Genomic DNA, 16,648 nt, shown 5'->3' on the forward strand with positions numbered 1-16,648 from the left:
AAAATTCGAACTCCCGCGGGTCAAGCCGCGGGGATTTGAGATATCTAAGAGGATCTTTAATTTTTGTCTCATACAAAGGTGATATTCATCTAGCCACTATTTTTGTAATAGCCCCCCCTTCACCCTAAGATAACCCGTCATCCAGAGCCAGCGAAGGATCTCCGGGATTAGCACAGTGCCTCATCCCCTCATCCAGGAGATCCTTCGCTGCGCTCAGGATGACGGAATGTAGGCAAAGGGGGAGTGACCTATTACCTATTTTTAAGGAATGGACTGTGAGGGAAACACCAATGAGTATTCTTTTAGATCCAATAGCTATCAAAAAACGTTTTGAAATCAAAGAAGCTGACTTAATTGCCCTTAGGCAATATGGTGAAAAAGTTCAAGAAGAAGGTGCTATCAAGCAATTTCTAGATGAATTCTACAATTGGATGGAAACCTTAGAGGAATACAATCAATTTTTTTCTGATAAGTCCGTTCGTGATCGTGTCAAAAATCAACAACAATTCTACTGGGCCGAATTTTTTAATGCTGAGATTAATGAAAAATTCTTAAAAGGCCGGCATCGAATTGGCGAAGTTCATGCAAAGATTAAGCTACCCCTGGTTGTCCATATTTCTGCAATTAGTTTTTCAGCAGAATGGTGGCTAAGCCATATCCAAGAATCGGGTCTTCCCAAAGCACAAATTAAAGCCACTGTTTCAGCCTTTACCCGTTTAATCAAGTTAGACTTAGCGATTGTATCTGAAGTATTTAGCCAGCAAAGTACAGCAGGCTGGTATCTTGAAGCCTTAGGAAAGGTTCAATGTCTCGTTGAATTTAATATGGATGGCAGCATCATTAGTGCTAACGAAAATTTTCTGAATGTGATGAACTACAGTATTAGCGAAATACAAGGGAAGCATCATAATCTTTTTGTAAGTGCTGAACATCGGGATAGTCAGGACTATAAAGCGTTCTGGGATAAACTTAACCGCGGACAGTTTGAAGCAGGCGAATTTAAGCTAATCGGCAAAAATGGCAAAGAAGTTTGGATGCAATCTTCCTATAACCCGATTCTTGATTTAGTGAATCGACCATTTAAAGTCGTTAAATTTTCTACTGACATTTCAGAACAGAAATATTTAATTGAAAAATCTCGCAAGGAAATGGAAGCTGCGATTACCAATTTAGATAGGCAAAACACGCTTAAAACCAGTTTATCGGAGTTATTCAATGTCATGCGTGGTGAGCTAAATATCGAAGAGCTTGCCAGTAATCTGCTTAATAAACTGTCTGAATTGGTCAATGTACACATTGGGGCTTTTTATCTTTTAAACAAGAACAAGTTAGAGCTTGTCGCAAGCTATGCTTATACCAAACGAAAAAATATCTCCAATATTTTTGAGCTTGGAGAAGGTTTAGTAGGGCAATGTGCACGAGAAAAGAAAGCGATAGTTATTTCTAATATTCCTGAGGACTACATAAAAATTACCTCCGGTCTTGGTGAAACCGCTCCCCGGATGATTATGGTTATCCCTATTATTTTTGAAAAACAGTTAATTGCTGTTTTGGAGATCGGTACCCTTGATCTTTTTACTGACGATCACCTGTCATTCTTGCAAAGTGCCTCGGAAAATATTGCGATTAGCCTGAATTCGGCTAGCGCAAGATCTCGTTTACAAGCGTTGCTCGAAGAGACACAGGCACAACAGGAAGAGCTGCGTTCCTCCAATGAAGAGTTAGAAGAAAAAACCAGAGAGCTAGAAAGAACCCAGCAAGGGCTTAAATTACAAACTGAAGAACTGAGAGTTTCCAATGAAGAACTTGCTGATAGAACCAAGGATTTAGAACTACAAAAAAACGATATTGAAAGTAAAAATAAGGAAATTGAAATTACCAAGCAAGCCTTAGAACGAAGGGCTAAGGAATTAGAAATTGCTAGTAAATATAAATCTGAATTTTTAGCCAATATGTCCCATGAGTTACGCACCCCCTTAAATAGTCTATTAATTTTAGCTAAAGAGCTGGCGGAGAATGAAGAACAAAATCTCACGCCACATCAACTAGAGGCAGCTAAGATAATCCACGAGGGGGGTATTGATTTATTAACCTTAATTAATGACATTCTCGATTTATCAAAGGTTGAAGCAGGTAAATTAGATATCCATATCGAACCCTTTGCCCTAAACGATCTTGTATCTAACTTGGAGCGACAATTTAGTCCTCTGGCAAAAAATAAAGACCTTCAATTTAAAACCAATATTTCGCCCAATTGCCCGCGCACTATATTCTCCGATTCCTTAAGGACTGAGCAGATTTTGAAGAATCTGTTATCGAATGCTTTTAAATTTACCTCCAAAGGTTCCGTTACCTTAGCTATTGAAAAGGCATCGGCAGAATTGATGCCACTGCAAAGAAAATCCTCTGAGGAATTCTTTGCCTTGTCTGTTGTTGATACAGGTATTGGTATTCCAGAAGATAAACAGCGCGAAATTTTTGAGGCCTTTCAGCAGGCAGATGGCTCAACTAGCCGTAAATATGGTGGCACTGGTTTAGGTTTAACTATATCAAGACAACTAGCAAAACTTTTAGGAGGAGAGCTTCACATTCGCTCAAAAACGGGTGAAGGCTCAACGTTTACGCTTTATCTCCCTTGTAAAGTAGAGGGTTTTTCCAATGAGAAAGAATTTATACGTGATTTGAATACGGTTAATCATCAGGTAAAAACGTCTCCGCCAGCTCAAAAAACTGGAGATATTAAAGCAAAGGTTCTTATTGTTGAGGATAATCACGAAAGTCAAATTGCTATTGCCTCTGTCATTCGCAATGAAAATGTGATTATTACCACGGCGCAAACAGGTCAAGAAGCTGAGATGCAACTCAAAGCGAATCAGTTTGATTTAATCATTCTTGATTTAAATTTACCTGACACCACTGGTTTTAATTTAATGAAAAAGCTGAGTGACGAGAAACAAATCGTCATTCCTCCCGTCATTATCTATACCGGACGAGATTTATCCTCAAAAGAGCATAAATTACTTAAGGAATATTCGAATAGTATTGTCATTAAGGGTGTTAACTCCGCAGAGCGTTTATTAGATGAAACGCAGCTATTCTTGCATAGCATGCAAGCTAATCTTCCAGCGAATCAGAAAACAGTCCAGCTACTTCATGCTGCTGAGGTTGTCCTTAAAAATCGTAAAATTTTACTTGTTGACGATGATATGCGTAATGCCTTTGCCTTATCGAGCGCCTTAACGAAGCATGGGCTAAAGGTGATTATCGCTGAAAATGGCAAGCATGCTATCGAAAAACTGGAACAGGAATTCGATATTGAGATAGTCCTTATGGATATTATGATGCCGATTATGAACGGTTTTGAAGCGATGACCTATTTACGCAAACAAGAGAGATTCCAAAAATTACCCATTATTGCTTTAACAGCCAAAGCGATGTTGGAGGATAGGGTCGCTTGTTTGAATGCCGGGGCTAATGATTATTTAACCAAACCTATTGATATGGAAAAGCTGGTCAATCTGATTAAGGTTTGGCTATTTAAAGAGGCGGGTGCAGAGCAGGGTGTTGCGGCGGAGTTAACAACTGAGGATGCTGTTTAAAACCATAGGTTCCCCTCTCCACCGCGCGTAGCGTGGGGGACACTACCGTTAAGTTAAGGGAGATTTTGTCATTCCCGCGAAGGCGGGAAACTATTTCTAGTTAAGCACAGTAACAATGTGGAGATGGTTTCCCGCCTTCGCGGGAATGACAAATGCCCTTAACTTAATGATAGTGAGCGTGGGGGAGAGGGATAAAATACACAGCTTTCATTCGCTATTACCCAAAATAAGAAGAGCTTATGAATCTTAAACAAAATATCGAGATTGAGCTTTTGTTGGAAGCCATGAAGAAATGTTATGGTTTCGATCTTAGTCTTTATGCGACGACCTTTCTCGAAAGGCGCATTCTCCATCGCTTAAAGTTATCTGGCTTAAAATATATTTCTGACTTACAAACTAAGCTGATCCACGATGTCAGTTTCTTTGAGCAGTTATTAAATGATTTCTCAGTCACCGTCACTAGTTTTTTTCGTGATCCTGAGGTCTTTTTAGCGATTAGAAAAACAATTGTTCCCGTACTAAAAACCTATCCCTTTATTCGAGTATGGGTCGCTGGTTGCGCTACTGGCGAAGAAGTTTATTCGCTAGCTATTTTATTGTATGAAGAAGGGTTTTTAAGTAAAACGCATTTTTATGCTACTGATTTTAATAAGGAATCTCTAGGTCATGCCAGTGCTGGAGTTTTTGATTTAGGACAGCTTGAACTTCACGAGAAGTCATACAAAGAAGCTGGTGGAAAGAGTGGCTTTTCTGATTATTATGATATTAAAAATCAAACACTAGTTATGAAGAGTTTTTTAAAGAAAAACATGATTTTTTCTTATCATAATTTGGTCTGTGATGGGGTGTTTGGTGAAATACATTTATTACTCTGCCGTAATGTTTTGATTTATTTTAATCGTCCATTACAAGAGCGGGTTATTAACTTATTTACCGATAGTTTAATTTACAGAGGATTTCTATGTCTTGGCACTAAAGAATCCATTCAGTTTTTAGCTACAAAACATCAGTATGAGGAGGTTGAAAAGGATTTAAAGATTTATCGTAAAAGAGGCATACCTAATTCAAATACTATTGGAGAATGATTTGAATACTCTAGCTTCACTTCAAAAAGAACTGCCAAAAATTTTAATTGTTGATGACAACGATAAAAATTTATTTGCTATGAAGACAATCCTGCATAGCTTGGCCGCCAACCTCGTCACCGCAACCTGCGGTAATGATGCTTTAGCCTTAATACTAAGACATCAATTTTGTTTAATATTATTAGACGTGCAAATGCCCGATATGGATGGCTTCGAACTAGCTGAACTCATCCGAGAAAATGAAGGAACCAAGCATATTCCTATTATCTTTCTTACGGCTTTGAGTAAAGAAGATTGCCATATCATACGTGGTTATAACTTAGGTGCTGTCGATTATCTTCTCAAACCAGTTAACCCAACGATTTTAAAATCTAAGGTACATGTATTTTTAGAGCTGCGACAAAAACGGGATCTTGAGGAGCTCGTAAAAGAATTAGAGGCTGCGCATAAAGAATTAAAAAACTCCGTCCACCTCATGATCCAAAATGAGAAAATGAGTACTCTTGGCCAGTTTGCAGCGGGGATTGCTCACGAGCTTAATAATCCCATGATGGGGATTTTAAACTTTGTACAATATTGCCGCACCCATACTCAGCAAGAGGACAAACGTTTTAAAGTGCTCACTGAGGCTGAACACGAAATTAAACGTTGCGCGGATATTTTAAAAAACCTTTTATCCTTTTCGCATCAAGATCATGATAAGCCAGAGTCACGAAATTTAGTCTCGATTGAGGAATTATTTGACCGGGTTATTTCCTTGTTAGCCTATCGTATTCGCCAACACAATATAGCTATCTCAGCAGTGATCGAGTCCAATCTTTCTTTAAGAACGCATAGTAATTCGCTCATGCAAGTTCTTATTAATATTGTTTCCAATGCGATTGATGCTCTCGAGACTGCTCCTCTGAGAAATATTGAGTTATCCGCTGAGATAAAAAATGACAGGATCTTCATTCAAATAAAAGATAGTGGAGTTGGTATACCTCAGGACAATTTAAGTAAAATATTTGAATTTTTCTTTACTACCAAACCGCCGAATAAAGGAACAGGACTTGGTTTGCCCATTTGTAAAAAAATCATTGAAAATTTAGAGGGTGAATTATCTTGTGAAAGTCTGCCTGGTAGAGGTACGACCTTTACAATTTTATTGCCTATGAACACTAAGACTAATCAACAGGAGTTAGATAATGAACAAAGCTATTTTAGCAATTGATGATGATCAGGCAATTCGTAAATCGTTTGTTTATGCACTAGAAGAAACTGATTTCAATATAGAGGTTGCTGAGTCAGGAGAAATCGGTATAAACAAGATTAAAACTGGCAATTATCAGTTAGTCTTTCTTGATTTAAAAATGCCAGGAATGAATGGGGTGGAAACCTTAAAAAAAATCAGAGAAACCCATCCCGATTTGACTGTTTATATTGTTACTGCCTTTCACCCGGAATATTTTGCTGAGCTCAAACCACTTTCAACCGTAGGTATTGGATTTGAACTACTCAATAAACCTGTCGGCGCTGAGGAAATTATTGAAGTAGCCATGTTTGTTTGCAATCAACCTGCAGTTTAAGGAAAAACCATGAAGTATCATTTGCAACTTTATATTGCAGGGCAAAATTTAAGATCTAAAAAAGCAATTACTAATTTGAAAGAAATTGAAGAAACCTACTTAAAAAATGACGCGCTTATAGAAATTATTGATGTGCTCGATGAGCCCGAAATTGCTATGAAAAATGGGATTAACGCAACGCCAACAATTGTCAAATTAATTCCTACGCCTATGAAGAAGTCAATAGCTGATTTAATGGATATTAGAGAGGTTTTATTTTGGCTGGGTATTGCAACCTAAAAAGGGCCAGGCTCCTGGAGAGTGTTGGGCTGTTAAGCCGAGCACTCACTGCCGTTAAGTTAAGGGCATTCGTCATTCCCGCGAAGGCGGGAAACCATCTCTACATTGGCACTGTGCTTAGCTAGAAATAGTTTCCCGCCTTCGCGGGAATGACAAAACCTTTCTTAACTTAATGGCCGTGAGCCCAGTACTCTCCTGGGCATTACAACAAATGCTGGGCTTAACAGCCCAGCCTACGTTCTGATTTTTTAGATTCAAATTGGTAATTCCATCTATGTCAAAATCCTTTTGGGGAAAATGGTCATGATTATAGAAACTCAAGCTATGTTGATGCAGCAATGGTTTCAACAGCAGGTCCATGAAAATCCTAATAAAATTGCTTTGTACTGTGAGCAGGAAAGCCTAAGCTATGGCGAACTTGATCAATTATCTGATCGCCTTGCCTCTTATTTAAGTCAATTAAAAATCCCAGCTGGAGCGCCTATTGGCATTTGCACCGAACGTCATTTTAATATGGTAGTCGGCATCTTAGGCATTATGAAAGCAGGCTCACCCTATGTTCCGATTGATCCCAATTTCCCCTCGGAACGAATCAACTATATTTTGCAGGATAGTCGATGCGCCTTTCTTCTTAGCCAAGATAGTCTTAGCGCTCATCTTAAAAGCACTATTCAAGATAGTGCCTGCGATATCCTTGCCATCGAAAAAACGCTAATAGCCAAGGGTCAGAAATACCCAGTAAACAATGAGGCCTCTGATCCCCTCGCCTACATTATTTATACCTCAGGTTCTACTGGTCAGCCCAAAGGCGTTCAAGTGAGCCATTCGAGCGTTATTAATATTATTAAGGAAATGGCCAGGGTCTTTCGTCTTTCGTCTAATGACAGTCACCTGATGGTTATTCCTCTCTGTTTCGATGTGAGCGTATCGGATATTTTTATACCGCTCTGCCTAGGTGCATCGCTAGTGATCGCAACTGAGACAGAGACAAAGAATAGCCATAAATTAATTAAGCTTATCAATCAGCATAAGGTTTCATTTATGCAGGCAACACCTGCGACTTGGCGCCTATTATTAGATGCGGATTGGAAAGGGGCTTCTTCACTGAAAGCCCTAACAGGGGGCGAGGCCTTAAGTTTGCAATTAGCAAAGGATTTAGCTTGTCGTGTTAGGGAATTATGGAATGTCTATGGGCCGGCTGAGGCAACAGTCTGGGCTAGTTATGCAAGAATAAATCCTGACTGTCAAAAAATCACAATAGGTCTCCCCTTCAATGGCGTGGCAATCTATGTCTTAGATGACGAAGGCCAACTGCAAGCGCCGGGACTGGCGGGTGAATTAGGTATCGCAGGTAAGGGGTTAGCCCAAGGTTATTTAAATCGTGATGAGTTAAACCGTGATAAGTTTATCAAGCTAGAACTTCCTAATGGTGAAAGGATACGCGTGTATCGCACAGGTGATCGTTGCCGCCAATTAGATAATGGCGAGTTTGAGTTTTTATCCCGCTGTGATAATCAGGTGAAAGTGCGGGGCATTCGTATTGAACCTGGGGAGATTGAATATCATTTACTGCAATTTTATAAAATTAAACAAGCAGTTGTGGTGGCTAAGCCGGTATTATCTGAGGACAATGATCTCATCGCTTATATTGTCCCGCATGATAAAGCCAAAGAACTCTCTAGCACAGAAATCTTAAGTTTCCTGCGGCTTTCACTTCCTGAATACCTGATTCCCAATTTTATTGTTGAACTGCATGAAATCCCCCTGACTGACAACAATAAACTGAATCGCAAGGCCTTACCTGAACCCCTGACCAATCATCTGCGCAATCATTCAGACTATGTTGCACCGATAAGTCTGACGGAACAGCGTTTAGCTAAGATATGGACTAAGGCGTTTAAATTTAGACATCAAGACATTAGCATCCATTATTCTTTTCATGATATCGGTGGCCATTCGCTTATTGCCTTATCCATTTTGAACCAAATTGAAAGTATTTTTGGCTTGAGCCTGACTATCGATCTGTTCTATAAACATTCGACCATTGAAGCCTTGGCTGATTTTATTGACAGTTCTTTGGAAGGTTCTCAGTTAAACCCAGCGGAACTTTCTTCAGAACAAACTAGTTCTTTCAAGGAGTTAGATAATAAGCAAATTGCAGCCTCATTATCACTAGAACAGCATGGCATCTGGCTGTTTGAAGCCTTATTTCCAAATCATGCTGCCTATAATATAAGTACGATTTTTCACCTTAAGGGTCACTTAAACATTGCTGCCTTGAATCTCGCGGTCAATGAGGTGATTAAACGCCATAGTATTTTAAGAACAATTTTCATTCATGATGGTGAGGAGCCAAAACAGGTCTTGTTAACTGAGCAAGATTTTGAATTAGCAATTATTCGACCTGACCCGAATGGCATTATAGATTTTTCGATAGCCTATGAATTTTTAAAAAACCAAGCAGAACAACCCATTGAACTAGAAAAATGGCCTTTGTTTAAACTGAGGCTCTACCCCTTAAATGAGAGAGAATACTTATTTTTAATCTGTATTCATCACCTGATTATTGATGGTTGTAGTCTAGCTGTCTTTCTAAATGAAATGTCATTTTTTTATAAACTGCATTGCCTAAAATATGAAACCACGGTTTTAGAGTTTCCGACCCAATACCTGAGTTATTCTCAACGGCAAAAAGAGCAGCTATTAGCCTTTTATCAATCGCCAAAATATGACTTAGAAAAAAACTATTGGCTGAACCAACTCGCTAATCTTATCCCCGTGGATTTCCCTACTGATTATCCAAGGCCAAGTGAATTATCCTTTAACAGCAAGCTTATGCAATTAACTTTGCCAAACGAGCTTGCTGAAACAATGAAAGAAATCGTTTGTAAAACAAAAACCAGTCAGTATGCATTCCTCTTAAGTATTTTAGGCGTTTTACTTTCGCGATATTGTGTGCAAAACGATCTGGTGATTGGTTGTCCCAACTCAATTAGCCAACAGGAATCAAGCGAAAATAGAATTGGTCCAGTGGGCGGGCTCTTTGTATTGCGGATGGATTTAAGCCAAAACGTATCCTTTATTGACCTATTAAAAACAAATACTAGAACAGTCAATGACGCCTTAACTCATTATCAATTGCCCTTTGAACGGCTAATAGACTTACTCAAATTAGCGATGGATAGAAGCCGGCATCCAGCTGTTCAAATCTTGTTAATTGAGCTAGCTGATAATTTTGGGACGTTTTTTTTGGACAATATTTCAATTCAATCCTATCCCTTACATCTTGGTAGTGCAGGTTATGACTTAGTATTTTTCTATCAGCTGAGTCACTCAGGGTTGCATTTAATTATTGAATATAATTCTGATTTGTTTAATTCAGAAACAATCGAAATGTTCCTGCAGCATTTCAACAATCTTCTAAAAAATGCCTTAAAAAATCCTCAATGCGGTATTTATGATTTATCACTCTTTGATATGGGGGCTAGCCCTTTGTCTTGTCAACAAAAGGAAACTCAGAATCTTGATCAACAATCAATTCCAGAGCTTTTTGCTGCTATAGCTACCCAATTTGCTGCAAAAATCGCGGTGAAGGATCAGGGGCGTCAGCTCAGTTATTGCGAGCTTGATAAGCAATCAAACCAACTAGCTAATTTTCTTATCGCGCAAAAACTTAGGCCGCAAACCCTTATTGCTGTATGCATGGAACGCAGTGTTGATGCGATTATCTCTATACTAGCCATTTTGAAGGCAAACTGTGTCTATTTGCCCATTGATTCAGAGTATCCCGAAGCAAGAATCACGCAAATTCTTAATCATAGCCAAACCCCATTCATGCTCACGCAAAATACTCACTTTTTGAGAATGAAAGCGCTTTCTGCACTCTGCCTGCATCCGCTTCATCTAGTTTCGATCGATGAGATTCAATTTGATCGTTTTTCTGATCAGCAAACCTTAGTTGGCAATAATAATAGCGATCTTGCTTATATTATTTATACCTCTGGAACTACTGGAATACCCAAAGGTATTGCTTTAGAGCATAAAACGATTAGCAATCTTGCCCAATGGCAAATGAAAAATCCTTGGTTTGCGCAGATTGAAAAAGTGACACAGTTTGCCTCTTTAGGCTTTGATGTCTCTGTTCAAGAAATTTTTTATACCCTATTAAGTGCCAGGGAATTAGCTGTGATTCCAAATTGCATGAAATACTCGATGAATAATTTTCTAAGTTATATTTCGCGAGAGCAGATCAATCAAATTTTCCTCCCTACGGCAATTTTGTGCTATTTCGCTAAGGAAGGCCTTTTATTCGATTATTCTTTGGATGCCCTAAAAGAAATTATTGTCGCTGGTGAAAAATTAATTGTTGATGATCAGATTAGAGAATTTTTCATTAAATACAAACATATACGTTTGACAAATCAATATGGGCCCTCAGAAACCCATGTGGTGAGTGCTCATACCTTAAGTGAAGATCCCCTAAGTTGGAATTATAATCCGCCAATTGGCCAAGCGATCGATAATGTCGATCTTCATGTTTTAAGCAAGGAATTAAGGCCTTTACCTACTGGAATAATTGGTGAGTTGTATATTGGTGGCTGTTCTTTAGCCCGGGAGTATATTAATCAACCAGACCTCACTCAGGAAAAAATGATTGCCAACCCCTTTGTTATGGGCGAAAAACTATATAAATCGGGTGATCTTGTTAAACGCTTAGCCAATGGCGATTTGTTATATATTGGTAGAGAGGACAACCAGGTAAAAATTCGTGGATTTCGTGTTGAACTAGGAGAAATTGAAGCGGTTTTACTGCGTCATCCAGAGGTAAAAAACTGTGTGGTGCTTGTCGATGAGCAAAGCAGATCTAAGTTGCTTGCTTATATTGAGCCCTTTGATTATCAGAATCATCCTGATACTCAAGCTATTTTGCAATGGTTAAAAACGCAATTACCGAAATATATGGTTCCCTCACAGCTGTTTTTTATTGCTGATTTTCCCTTTACTTTAAATGGAAAAATTAATAAAACGGCCTTATTAGCAAATCATCATTACATGCCAGTTGATGAGCAAATCCATGTGCATCCAAGAACAGCCAATGAAAAGAAGTTAGTCGATATTATTGTCAATGTCTTAGAGTTGGATGAGGTTAGTACGCACAAAAATATCTTTGATCTTGGGGCAACTTCTTTAAATATCATCAAAATCTTGATTGAAATTAAAGATAAATTTGCAATTGATTTACCGGCTGCACAACTATTTGAACCGATTTCCATCAGGGAATTGTCAGAGGTGATTGCAAACTGCTGCCCTCTGTCTTCTCAAAGAATCCAGAAAGTGAGTTTGGTTTAATAACCTCAGAATCTGAGTCTTCTAAAAAGGACTTTTCCCTATTCCTAACTATCCTAAAACCCTAAGAATGCATTAATCCTAAATGGGCACCATGGTATTTGAATTTAACAAATGGAGAATACCATTTGCTTGGTGGAAAGCAGGTCTTACATATAGGCTTTGGCTTTCAGCATGGAAGGTTGGCTATGTGTTTGGTGATAAAGCAAACGCTGCTGCTCATTGTGGCCTAATTGCTTTGATTTTTCATCAACCTTAAACGGAGTCGATAAATACTCCATGAGGGTCTTGCAGTGCTCGGGATAAAAGGCTTCTAGCTCTTCAAATTTACGAAAACCATGCGATAAGCAGTTGCAAACAATCGTGTCATGATTTGCAGAAAGGTTATGGCTCAATGCATCACACATCTGGATAACTCGTCCTTATTGAGCAAGCCCGCCATGTTTTCACCGGAATGGCGCTTGCTATTATAAAAGATTTTATGGGCACCATTTTGGGCAAGAATACTGGTGGTATACATACCTGTTCTCTTTTGGCCTGGATTTTGTCTGTTGTTGTCGATGACACCGACGATGCGAACAACTGTATCATCATTGTGAATTAAGGAACCATTAGCAGCCATTTTTTCTAAGGCAGGGGATACCAATAGCGCACAGGAAGCGAGTTCTTCCATCAATTGCCATTGAGTCGATGCTGCAATAGGAAAGCCAAGCAGTGATCGGAAGTAGTCCTGGCGATGAAAGGGCATTGCCATATAATATTTTTGTATGGCCAACATGGCTTTGAAGCTTGGATGATATTTTTCTTTACTGACCTGCTTAGGAATAGTTGCAGAGAATACTTCATTGCATAAGGCACAGCGCAATTTCTCAAGCCAGTATTTATTCACCGAAGCCAGATTCTGACCTTTGATGTTGATAAGAATGCCTGGAGTAATGCGGTAGAGCGTTCCCCCGCAAGCCAGCTGACAGGGATTCCCTGCGCATAGAGACTCATGGGGTATAATGTGTTCATTAGCATGGGCATACACGGTGTAGGGTAAGCGGCCATGTCCTTGCTGGAAATACACGAATTATTAGAACCAGAAGTCGTTAAATTTGCCAGTAAAGAAAAATTCAATGCCTCTTTAAAGCGAATTCAGAAAATGGATGCCAAGAATATAAAAGCTTTAGCCGAGCTAGTTTGTGATATTCAAAAGGCAACTCTTTCTATGGCTCCATCACGCGACATTGGGCTGGTTGATGGAGCTATAAATCGCGTTATTAGAGGGGGAGATAAAGGGGTTCTCTGAAAAAATAACCATATCTTGCTACTATCATGAAGAGCGCGAGGACTCTAAAATAATTAAGTATTCAGAGCAATTACTTAAAGAGTCAATAGGTTATTTTAAGAGTTAGTAATAATTGTAGGCTGGGCTGATAAGCCAGCCTACTGATGATTAACTCATTCGAGATAGATTAAATGAAGATGGATTCAGTGAAGAAACCGCATCAGATACCCTTTGAGCAGCCCTGTTGAAAAACCCTAAAGCAGAGGATTGGCTAGCTTGCATGTTAACTTCTCGACCGCCAAAGTGAGCGCTAATAACCTCGAAGGAATCAATGTTTAGTGTTGCATATTCAACCATCGCTGTTTGCCGATTTGCAGGAATATCAAAGATACCTCTACTGTAGGAAACCTCTTTTTGCTGGAACTTAGTATAGATGGCTTCATTGTCTTTAAGTTTTACCGCAAAAATCACTCGCATAGTATTTGGACTGGTCATATCCCCAGAATCTGCATGCGAAGCATTTTGCTTATGTTTTGCTTCTTCTAAGGTACGATATACATCAACCTTGCTACCTCTTGCTGGTGTTGCATTTATTATCTCCAGTTGGGGGACGTTTCTAGCTTTTAAATAATAAATACTAAATAAATCACGTGTAGTAGTTTCAACTGACTTACCGAGAATAAAATAAACTCCATCAGCAAAGATACCCTGTAAATCTTGGCGATTTTCTTTCTCTTCTTTAACTAGAGCTGCGGAGGTTTTATTAATACTGGCAGCATTTAATAAGTTTTTATTATCAAGAAAAGAAAAAATTACTTTTTGCGCTCCAACGGGTATATCGGAATAGCTAACTTTAACTTCTTCAGTTTCAGTTTGGGTTTGACTATTTGTTTGTGGCATGGTGTGCTCCGTTTATTAAATTCAAAGACCATGGTAGCTATTTAAAATTAATGCATTCTTAGAGGTTTCGGATAATTTGGAATAGGGAAAAGTTCTTTTTAGAATAATAAGGGTTTCGGCCAGCAAATTACCATTTTAGCTGGTCTTGCTTTAACCACATGAATTTACCAATCTTTTCCAAAGCACAAAAAAGTGAGATTTAACCTAAAAGGGGTTCTGTGGAATAAATGACAAAAATGGTCGTTTCAAAAAAGCATAAATAAAATTAAATGGTTATATGTGACTTTTCGGTAAATTTGCGTGACTACATAACAACTTTGCCTTTAGTCACGCAGATTTGCAGAAAGATCACAACTTATTAAATGCTGCCAGCGTTAATAAATCTTTCGAAACTCTGGTTAAAGATGAGAAAGAAAAACGCCAAGATTTACAGGGTATCTTTGCTGATGGAGTTTATTTTATTCTCGGTAAGTCAGTTGAAACTACTACACGTGATTTATTTGGTATTTATTATTCAAAAGCTAGAAACGTCCCCCAACAGGAGATAATAAATGCAACACCAGCAAGAGGTAACAAGGTTGATGTATATCGTACCTTAGAAGAAGCAAAACATATGCAGCAGGCTTCGCATGTATATTCTGGGAATATGACTGACCCAGATACTATGCCAGTGATATTTGCGGTAAAACTTAAGGCTAATCAACTATCTATACCAAGTTCCAGCAACAAGAGATTTCCTTCGGTAGAGGTATCTTTGATATACCTGCAAGTCGGCAAAAAGCGACGGCTGAATATGCAACACTCAACTTGGGGTTTTTCAGCAGAGCTGCTCAAAGGGTATCTGATGCAGTTTCTTCACTGAATCCATCTCGAATGAGTTAATCATCAGTCGGCTGGCTTATCAGCCCAGCCTACAATTATTACTAACTCTTAAAATAACCTATTGATTCTTTAAGCAATTGCTCTGAATACTTAATTATTTTAGAGTCCGCGCGCTCTTCATGATAGTAGCAAGATATGGTTATTTTTTCAGAGAATCCCTTTACCGTTAATCCTGTTAATCCCTGGTCACAATACTGCTTAGGCAATACACTCCAATCTAATCCGATTTTCACTAATTGTGCAATTGAATCTAAAGAAGATAATTCATGGTTAATGAGAAGAGGTAAATCTTTTTTATAAAAAACTTGCTCTAGGGAATCACGGATTGTAAAACCTTGCTCGGGTAAGATGCAGGAATAATTAGATAGCAATTTTATATCAATATTTTTTTCATTAGCTAAGGGATGCTTAGGAGAAACAGCTATTACCAGTTTTTCCTCTATAAGTGGATGGTGGATAAAGCCCTTGTCAATGTTAAAGGATTGAGTTGTTATAGCTAGATCAATGATTCCATTAGAGAGTATTTGCAGAATGTCCGGTCTAGCTATTTGCTTTATATGAAATCTCGGAAAATTGTCTTTTTTCTCAGATAGGTAGTGAAAAAAATGAGGTAAAAAACGCAAGGATGGATAAAGCGAGGTACCTAGAAAAACAGGTATTTCTGCAAGCTCGGGATTTTTTATATTATCAGCAGCATTATGCATAGTATGTAAAAGGAGTCTGATTGAAGGGGCAAGTAGCTGTCCTTCAATAGTTGGGAATATTCTTCCTCCTCTTGTCTCAAATAATTTTGTTTTAAATTCATTTTCTAACTTAGCGATACGTTTAGAAATAGTCGATTGAGTTACAAACAATCGCTTTGCAGCGAGAGAGAAGGAGCGGTATTCATAGACCATTAAAATGATTTAAATTCGTTACTATTCATAAAAAGTCCTTTGTATCTTATGATTCATCATAACCTATACTTAGTTTAAATAAATTTCTTTTGTAGGGGACAAAATATCTAATCCTCAAAAAATTCGAATTCCCGCGGCTTGACCGCGGGATCGCTCGTTGGTCTAGCTATATAGACCCCGCGGTCAAGCCGCGGGGATTCGGAATGAGGATTTTTATTTTTTGTCCTATACAATGTCAAAACACTTTGAGGCCGTTTATGTTAATTATCTTAAGCATCATATTATTAGTGGTTATCATCATTCCAGTTCTTTGGTTTGTCTTTGCTTATAACGGCATTATCCGCTTGCAAAACCAGGTAAATGCTGCGTGGAGTGATATCAATGTACAATTAAAGCGCCGCCATAATTTAATACCTAATCTAATTGAAAGTGTTAAGGGCTATAAAGAGTATGAAGGCGATATTCTGAAATCAGTAGTTGCCCTACGTCAAAATGCAATTAAAGCCAATTCTATTGAGGAAAAAGCAGCGGCGGAATCAGCATTAGGACTTGGTCTTGGGAAAATTTTTGCTGTTGCCGAACATTATCCTGAGCTAAAAGCGAATGAGGGTTTTCTCGATCTACAGAAAAACCTTAGTGAGCTTGAAGAATATATTCAAAATGCGCGTCGATACTACAATGGTACTGTTCGTGACTACAATACAAAGATTCAGTCTATACCTAACAATATTATTGCTAGTTTTTGTAAGTTTAACTCAAGAGAGTTTTTTGCCTTAGATTCTGACGCGGAAAAGGAAGTGCCAAAGGTAGCGTTTTAATCAGA

General features: G+C 38.5%; 13 protein-coding genes. 9 read left to right on the plus strand and 4 right to left on the minus strand.

Annotated features, from left to right (window positions below):
- Positions 1–290: 290 nt before the first annotated feature.
- From BN1094_RS05480 to BN1094_RS05505, 6 genes are all read left to right on the plus strand, one after another.
- The gene (locus tag BN1094_RS05480) at positions 291–3,599 is read left to right on the plus strand and encodes a response regulator (RefSeq protein ID WP_052403150.1); all 3,309 of its coding nucleotides are present in this window, start codon (positions 291–293) and stop codon (positions 3,597–3,599) included.
- Positions 3,600–3,838: 239 nt separating this feature from the next.
- Entirely contained in the window at positions 3,839–4,684 is an 846-nt protein-coding gene (locus BN1094_RS05485; RefSeq protein WP_043873286.1) for a CheR family methyltransferase, read from the plus strand.
- A 1-nt stretch (position 4,685) separates the two neighbouring features.
- The gene (locus tag BN1094_RS05490) at positions 4,686–5,897 is read left to right on the plus strand and encodes a sensor histidine kinase (protein WP_043873287.1); all 1,212 of its coding nucleotides are present in this window, start codon (positions 4,686–4,688) and stop codon (positions 5,895–5,897) included.
- Positions 5,872–6,252: a response regulator gene (locus BN1094_RS05495; protein WP_043873288.1), complete on the plus strand. Its 381-nt coding sequence runs from the start codon at positions 5,872–5,874 to the stop codon at positions 6,250–6,252. The genes BN1094_RS05490 and BN1094_RS05495 overlap by 26 nt, the downstream gene beginning before the upstream one ends.
- A gap of 9 nt (positions 6,253–6,261) precedes the next feature.
- Positions 6,262–6,531 carry a circadian clock KaiB family protein gene (locus tag BN1094_RS05500; protein WP_043873289.1) on the plus strand — a complete coding sequence of 90 codons (270 nt, stop codon included), beginning with the start codon at positions 6,262–6,264 and terminating at the stop codon, positions 6,529–6,531.
- 303 nt (positions 6,532–6,834) lie between these two features.
- Positions 6,835–11,880 (plus strand): non-ribosomal peptide synthetase, encoded by a 5,046-nt coding sequence (locus BN1094_RS05505; protein WP_043873290.1) that lies wholly within the window; start codon positions 6,835–6,837, stop codon positions 11,878–11,880.
- Between the two features lie 146 nt (positions 11,881–12,026).
- Here BN1094_RS05505 and BN1094_RS05510 read toward each other — a convergent pair whose 3' ends face one another.
- Positions 12,027–12,284 (minus strand): hypothetical protein, encoded by a 258-nt coding sequence (locus tag BN1094_RS05510; protein ID WP_043873291.1) that lies wholly within the window; start codon positions 12,282–12,284, stop codon positions 12,027–12,029.
- Positions 12,269–12,946: an IS66 family transposase gene (locus BN1094_RS19640; protein ID WP_141650429.1), complete on the minus strand. Its 678-nt coding sequence runs from the start codon at positions 12,944–12,946 to the stop codon at positions 12,269–12,271. Before BN1094_RS19640 ends, BN1094_RS05510 begins: the two co-directional genes overlap by 16 nt.
- Between BN1094_RS19640 and BN1094_RS05520 the strand changes: the two genes are divergently transcribed.
- Complete coding sequence (locus BN1094_RS05520; protein ID WP_043873293.1) at positions 12,926–13,168, plus strand: hypothetical protein; 243 nt, start codon at positions 12,926–12,928, stop codon at positions 13,166–13,168. The two genes, BN1094_RS19640 and BN1094_RS05520, sit on opposite strands and share 21 nt — an antisense overlap.
- Positions 13,169–13,315: 147 nt before the next feature.
- On the opposite strand, the gene BN1094_RS05525 is transcribed toward BN1094_RS05520, so the two are convergent.
- Entirely contained in the window at positions 13,316–14,047 is a 732-nt protein-coding gene (locus tag BN1094_RS05525; RefSeq protein ID WP_043873294.1) for an F-box protein, read from the minus strand.
- Between the two features lie 337 nt (positions 14,048–14,384).
- Between BN1094_RS05525 and BN1094_RS05530 the strand changes: the two genes are divergently transcribed.
- Positions 14,385–14,909, plus strand: a complete 525-nt coding sequence (locus BN1094_RS05530) for a hypothetical protein (RefSeq protein ID WP_043873295.1) — start codon at positions 14,385–14,387, stop codon at positions 14,907–14,909.
- Positions 14,910–14,970: 61 nt separating this feature from the next.
- Here the strand turns inward: BN1094_RS05530 and BN1094_RS05535 are convergent, their stop codons facing one another.
- Positions 14,971–15,825 (minus strand): LysR family transcriptional regulator, encoded by an 855-nt coding sequence (locus tag BN1094_RS05535; RefSeq protein ID WP_245614194.1) that lies wholly within the window; start codon positions 15,823–15,825, stop codon positions 14,971–14,973.
- Positions 15,826–16,082: 257 nt separating this feature from the next.
- Between BN1094_RS05535 and BN1094_RS05540 the strand changes: the two genes are divergently transcribed.
- Complete coding sequence (locus tag BN1094_RS05540; protein WP_043873296.1) at positions 16,083–16,643, plus strand: LemA family protein; 561 nt, start codon at positions 16,083–16,085, stop codon at positions 16,641–16,643.
- The last annotated feature ends 5 nt before the right edge of the window (positions 16,644–16,648 follow it).

It is taken from the genome of Legionella massiliensis (genome assembly GCF_000756815.1).
Lineage (GTDB): Bacteria > Pseudomonadota > Gammaproteobacteria > Legionellales > Legionellaceae > Tatlockia > Tatlockia massiliensis.

What these genes read in the sequence shown, in the direction of transcription:
- BN1094_RS05525 (WP_043873294.1), bottom strand. Translation starts at nt 14,047, where the DNA reads ATGCCACAAACAAATAGTCAAACCCAAACTGAAACTGAAGAAGTTAAA.
- BN1094_RS05480 (WP_052403150.1), top strand. Translation starts at nt 291, where the DNA reads ATGAGTATTCTTTTAGATCCAATAGCTATCAAAAAACGTTTTGAAATC.
- BN1094_RS05520 (WP_043873293.1), top strand. Translation starts at nt 12,926, where the DNA reads ATGTCCTTGCTGGAAATACACGAATTATTAGAACCAGAAGTCGTTAAA.
- BN1094_RS05540 (WP_043873296.1), top strand. Translation starts at nt 16,083, where the DNA reads ATGTTAATTATCTTAAGCATCATATTATTAGTGGTTATCATCATTCCA.
- BN1094_RS05505 (WP_043873290.1), top strand. Translation starts at nt 6,835, where the DNA reads ATGATTATAGAAACTCAAGCTATGTTGATGCAGCAATGGTTTCAACAG.
- BN1094_RS05535 (WP_245614194.1), bottom strand. Translation starts at nt 15,825, where the DNA reads ATGGTCTATGAATACCGCTCCTTCTCTCTCGCTGCAAAGCGATTGTTT.
- BN1094_RS05500 (WP_043873289.1), top strand. Translation starts at nt 6,262, where the DNA reads ATGAAGTATCATTTGCAACTTTATATTGCAGGGCAAAATTTAAGATCT.
- BN1094_RS05495 (WP_043873288.1), top strand. Translation starts at nt 5,872, where the DNA reads ATGAACAAAGCTATTTTAGCAATTGATGATGATCAGGCAATTCGTAAA.
- BN1094_RS05510 (WP_043873291.1), bottom strand. Translation starts at nt 12,284, where the DNA reads ATGTGTGATGCATTGAGCCATAACCTTTCTGCAAATCATGACACGATT.
- BN1094_RS05485 (WP_043873286.1), top strand. Translation starts at nt 3,839, where the DNA reads ATGAATCTTAAACAAAATATCGAGATTGAGCTTTTGTTGGAAGCCATG.